Source organism: Methanosphaera sp. A6, from assembly GCF_001729395.1.
Lineage (GTDB): Archaea > Methanobacteriota > Methanobacteria > Methanobacteriales > Methanobacteriaceae > Methanosphaera > Methanosphaera stadtmanae.
In genome coordinates this window covers 1-3,520 of the sequence record NZ_MAIF01000075.1, presented here as the reverse complement: position 1 = coordinate 3,520, position 3,520 = coordinate 1, and the positions used below count along the sequence as shown (strand labels likewise).

Sequence of the window (3,520 nt, the reverse complement as noted above, 5' to 3'; positions counted from 1 at the left end):
TTTTAATATAAAAATAATATCTATAAATATTTATTTTTAGTAAAATAGTTTATAAAGTGGGCACGATGGGATTCGAACCCATGACCTCACGGTTATCAGCCGTGCGCGCTAACCAAGCTGAGCCACGCGCCCTTACTAATCAAAATCAGTTTTATAGTTGTACTTAAGCAACTATTACTATATTGTATGTACTTAATATATATACTTTGTGGTTTTTATTTTTTTCAAAAAAAATTTGATGTAAAAATACATCAAAATGATTTTTTTATCTAAATAATGAATTAAAAAATTATTCTTCCTTATTAACCATTTCATTGATGGTGTCTGCCATCATATGATCAATAACTTCTATTTCAGCTTTATCAATACTGTCTAATTTTTCAATTTCTAATTTGGATGCCATTGCTACATTAGCAATACTCATACATCCTGGATTTGTTGGGGATAAAACAACTTTTGCTGTTTTATTAGCTTCATCAACAGTAATATCTCTTACAAGTCCCATTTCAACAATACTAATACCCATATGAGGATCAGCTATAAGTGATAATTTATCTTGAATTTCATCTTTTATATTGCCATCTACCATTTTTTTATCTCCTATTTATTAATTACTTTTAAATTTATTTTTTATATATTTTTTTATTTTATCTGGTGTCTAATTTTAACACCAACACCTTTAGTAGATTCTACTAATTCTTTTCCACTCATTGTTGATTTACCAACACCTACAACTTCATCATTATTTATAATAACAACTTCATCATTAGGTATAATATTTTCATCAGCATCATCAATTCCTGGTGTAAATAAAGTATTTGATTGTAAATCAAAATTAATAAACACTCTATTAATTTTTTCTTCTTTTAATATTTCACCAGCAGGTAAATTTAATGTATATAATCCAGTTTCAAAGTGTAGTGTTGCAATTTGGGTTTTATCAACTAAAATTCTAGTATTAAAACGACCACGAGTCTGTGTATTTTCAGGTATTAATTTATCTGCTTTTTTAGTGTTAAATTGATATCTAGCTATTGATTGTAGATCATGAATTCTATGCTTTGATTGACTTACTTTATCAGCCTTTTTAACAGCTATTTTAAGATTTTCTAGAGATTTGTTTGAACGTGTATTTCCATCAGTACATGTATAAACAACATTATCTAGATATTCTTCACAAGCTGCTCTATAACCACCACTTACATGAGCAATAACTTTTCTATCTCCAACATAATCTTTTAAACATTTACCAGAAGTTTTTATTTCTTCATCAGACCAATCACCTGTTGTTGAAGCATCATATGATTGAATAGGGTATGTTTTTTCCATTTCTCTTGGACAGATTCCAAAAGGAGAAGTTAATATAACTTCTTGTAAACCTTTTGTGTACTTTCGAAATAATGTATGTGATTTAGATTGGGAATAAGGTTTTTTCATACTACAAGGTAATACAACTACAGTATCTGTATATGGTTTGAGTAGTTGCATACGTTGTTGCCATCTAACAACTTCAGGTCTATGTAAGGATAATTCTGTTATACAGGGTATTTTTGCATTTTTCATATTATCTTCCTTAAAAAAGGGGTAAATAAGAGTTTTAGAATAATTTACCTAATTTAACTAAAGCTTTAGGTGAAACCTTAATTAACATTTTAATTAATGTTCTTGGATTTACTTCTTCAAAGTCAGCTTTTGCAAATTCTTCAGCAATTTCATCAAGTTCTTCATCTTCTAATGATAAAAGATATTCTTTAGCTTTATTATATTTCTTATAATGTTTACCAATATGTTCATCAGTTAATGAAACATATTCTTTAAGATTGTTTTTACTATAATCTCCATCTTTAATAGCTTGAGCTGCAACAATTCCAGCATATACACCAGATTCAAGTGCAGAATTAATTCCACCACCAGTTAAAGAATTTACAAAACCTGCAGCATCTCCAACAACAAGAATGTTATCTCCAATTCTATCTTTAATAATTCCACCAACAGGATCTCCACCAACATTTATTTCAACAGGTTGAGCATCTTTAGTTTCAGGACAAGTTTTTATAAATTCCATTAAATGTTCATATGCTGTTTTATTGGTTTTATTTTTAAGAACTCCAATACCAACATTTGCTATGTCATCACCTTTAGGGAATATCCATACATATCCTCCTGGAGCAACACTTCCAAAGAACAATGCAATATCCCTATTGTTTTCCATATTAACTCCAGCCATTTCAAATTGTATACAGGATTCCATATATTTAAATTCTGTGTTACATTCAAGTCCAGCCCATCTACCTATACGAGATTCAGGTCCATCAGCGGCAATTACAATTTTAGCATGTATATCTATGTCTTTACCCATATGGTTTGTACTAACAATAATTCCATCATCTACTCTTTTTAGGGAAGTAGCATTTGTTTTTATCATTATTTTAGCACCAGCACGTGCAGCATCCATTGCCATATGTTTATCAAATACTTTTCTTTCAAGTATATATCCTGCTTCAGGTATTTTAATAGTATTATTATCCATCCATACACTTGTATTATTTGGTGATACTAATCTTACCCCATATAAATCCCGTGCAATCCATCTAGGATCAGGTTTAATACCTAATTGTGCTAATCCATCCTTGGAAACTCCTTCAGCACAACGTTTTGGTGATCCTATTTCAGATTTTCTATCTATTAATATAACATCAGCACCATGTAATGCTGCTTCTTTTGCTGCTAGTGATCCTGAAGGTCCTGCTCCAACTACTAAAATATCAGTTTCAATCATGAATATCATCCTATTCTAATTTTAAAGCTTCAACAGGACATGTTTTTACACATAATCCACATTTAGTACATTTTTCTTCATCGATTATGATTTTAAGTTCTTGTACTTCTATAGCATCAGCTACACACACACCTGCACAAGCTCCACAATACATACAAAATTCTTCTACTATCATAATATTAACTCCTACATTTAATTTATTTATTTTCTAATTGTTTTTCTGATTCTCTTCTACGATCTATAGCTTCATCACGTGTAATAAAGATATGTCCGCAGTTAGAACATTTTAGTTCACCATTAGAACCATAAGCTTTAAATTCATTATCAAAATCTCTATGTTGGGTTTTATCTTTAGATCCACATTCTGGGCATGGTTTTAATAATTCTTCTATTTTCATGAATTTCCTTCCTTTTTATTTTCTAATAGGTCGTGAAGTTTAAATTGTGCTGCTTGTAAATGTTTACAATAAAAACTACCAGGATTTCGTTGATTTCTAAACTGGTAATCTGCACAATCACAATTCCAATATCCATATATCATAGATACAATGTAATAATCAGTATTTTTGTTATTTTTAACCTTAAAAATCACATGGTCGGGTTCATAATGTTCAATAATTACATCATTGTTCTTATATAATTTATATCCTTCTATGATTCGACTTGCCATGTATATCCTCGTATTAATTTATAATAACAACTGTTAGTATAATGAATAATTATATATTATATTTATTTTTT

General features: G+C 29.4%; 6 protein-coding genes and 1 tRNA gene. All 7 read right to left on the bottom strand.

The genetic code is table 11. The features are described from left to right. Nucleotides 1–57: 57 nt before the first annotated feature. Nucleotides 58–132, bottom strand: a tRNA-Ile gene (locus A9758_RS02555). Between the two features lie 157 nt (nucleotides 133–289). Continuing rightward, complete coding sequence (locus A9758_RS02550) at nucleotides 290–589, bottom strand: metal-sulfur cluster assembly factor (RefSeq protein ID WP_011406647.1); 300 nt, start codon at nucleotides 587–589, stop codon at nucleotides 290–292. Between the two features lie 53 nt (nucleotides 590–642). Next, nucleotides 643–1,563 (bottom strand): DUF5591 domain-containing protein, encoded by a 921-nt coding sequence (locus A9758_RS02545; RefSeq protein WP_011406646.1) that lies wholly within the window; start codon nucleotides 1,561–1,563, stop codon nucleotides 643–645. Nucleotides 1,564–1,597: 34 nt separating this feature from the next. After that, nucleotides 1,598–2,779 carry an NAD(P)/FAD-dependent oxidoreductase gene (locus tag A9758_RS02540; protein WP_011406645.1) on the bottom strand — a complete coding sequence of 394 codons (1,182 nt, stop codon included), beginning with the start codon at nucleotides 2,777–2,779 and terminating at the stop codon, nucleotides 1,598–1,600. 10 nt (nucleotides 2,780–2,789) lie between these two features. Next, nucleotides 2,790–2,954 (bottom strand): 4Fe-4S binding protein, encoded by a 165-nt coding sequence (locus A9758_RS02535; protein WP_048059745.1) that lies wholly within the window; start codon nucleotides 2,952–2,954, stop codon nucleotides 2,790–2,792. A gap of 22 nt (nucleotides 2,955–2,976) precedes the next feature. Next, a complete protein-coding gene (locus tag A9758_RS02530) occupies nucleotides 2,977–3,177 on the bottom strand; it encodes a TIGR04165 family Cys-rich peptide (RefSeq protein ID WP_011406643.1) in 201 nt (66 codons plus the stop codon). Continuing rightward, nucleotides 3,174–3,449 carry a hypothetical protein gene (locus A9758_RS02525; RefSeq protein ID WP_011406642.1) on the bottom strand — a complete coding sequence of 92 codons (276 nt, stop codon included), beginning with the start codon at nucleotides 3,447–3,449 and terminating at the stop codon, nucleotides 3,174–3,176. The genes A9758_RS02530 and A9758_RS02525 overlap by 4 nt, the downstream gene beginning before the upstream one ends. Nucleotides 3,450–3,520 lie beyond the last annotated feature (71 nt).

Excerpts from the sequence above, each read along its gene's own strand:
- A9758_RS02550 (WP_011406647.1), bottom strand. The coding sequence starts at position 589 with ATGGTAGATGGCAATATAAAAGATGAAATTCAAGATAAATTATCACTT.
- A9758_RS02545 (WP_011406646.1), bottom strand. The coding sequence starts at position 1,563 with ATGAAAAATGCAAAAATACCCTGTATAACAGAATTATCCTTACATAGA.
- A9758_RS02540 (WP_011406645.1), bottom strand. The coding sequence starts at position 2,779 with ATGATTGAAACTGATATTTTAGTAGTTGGAGCAGGACCTTCAGGATCA.
- A9758_RS02535 (WP_048059745.1), bottom strand. The coding sequence starts at position 2,954 with ATGATAGTAGAAGAATTTTGTATGTATTGTGGAGCTTGTGCAGGTGTG.
- A9758_RS02530 (WP_011406643.1), bottom strand. The coding sequence starts at position 3,177 with ATGAAAATAGAAGAATTATTAAAACCATGCCCAGAATGTGGATCTAAA.
- A9758_RS02525 (WP_011406642.1), bottom strand. The coding sequence starts at position 3,449 with ATGGCAAGTCGAATCATAGAAGGATATAAATTATATAAGAACAATGAT.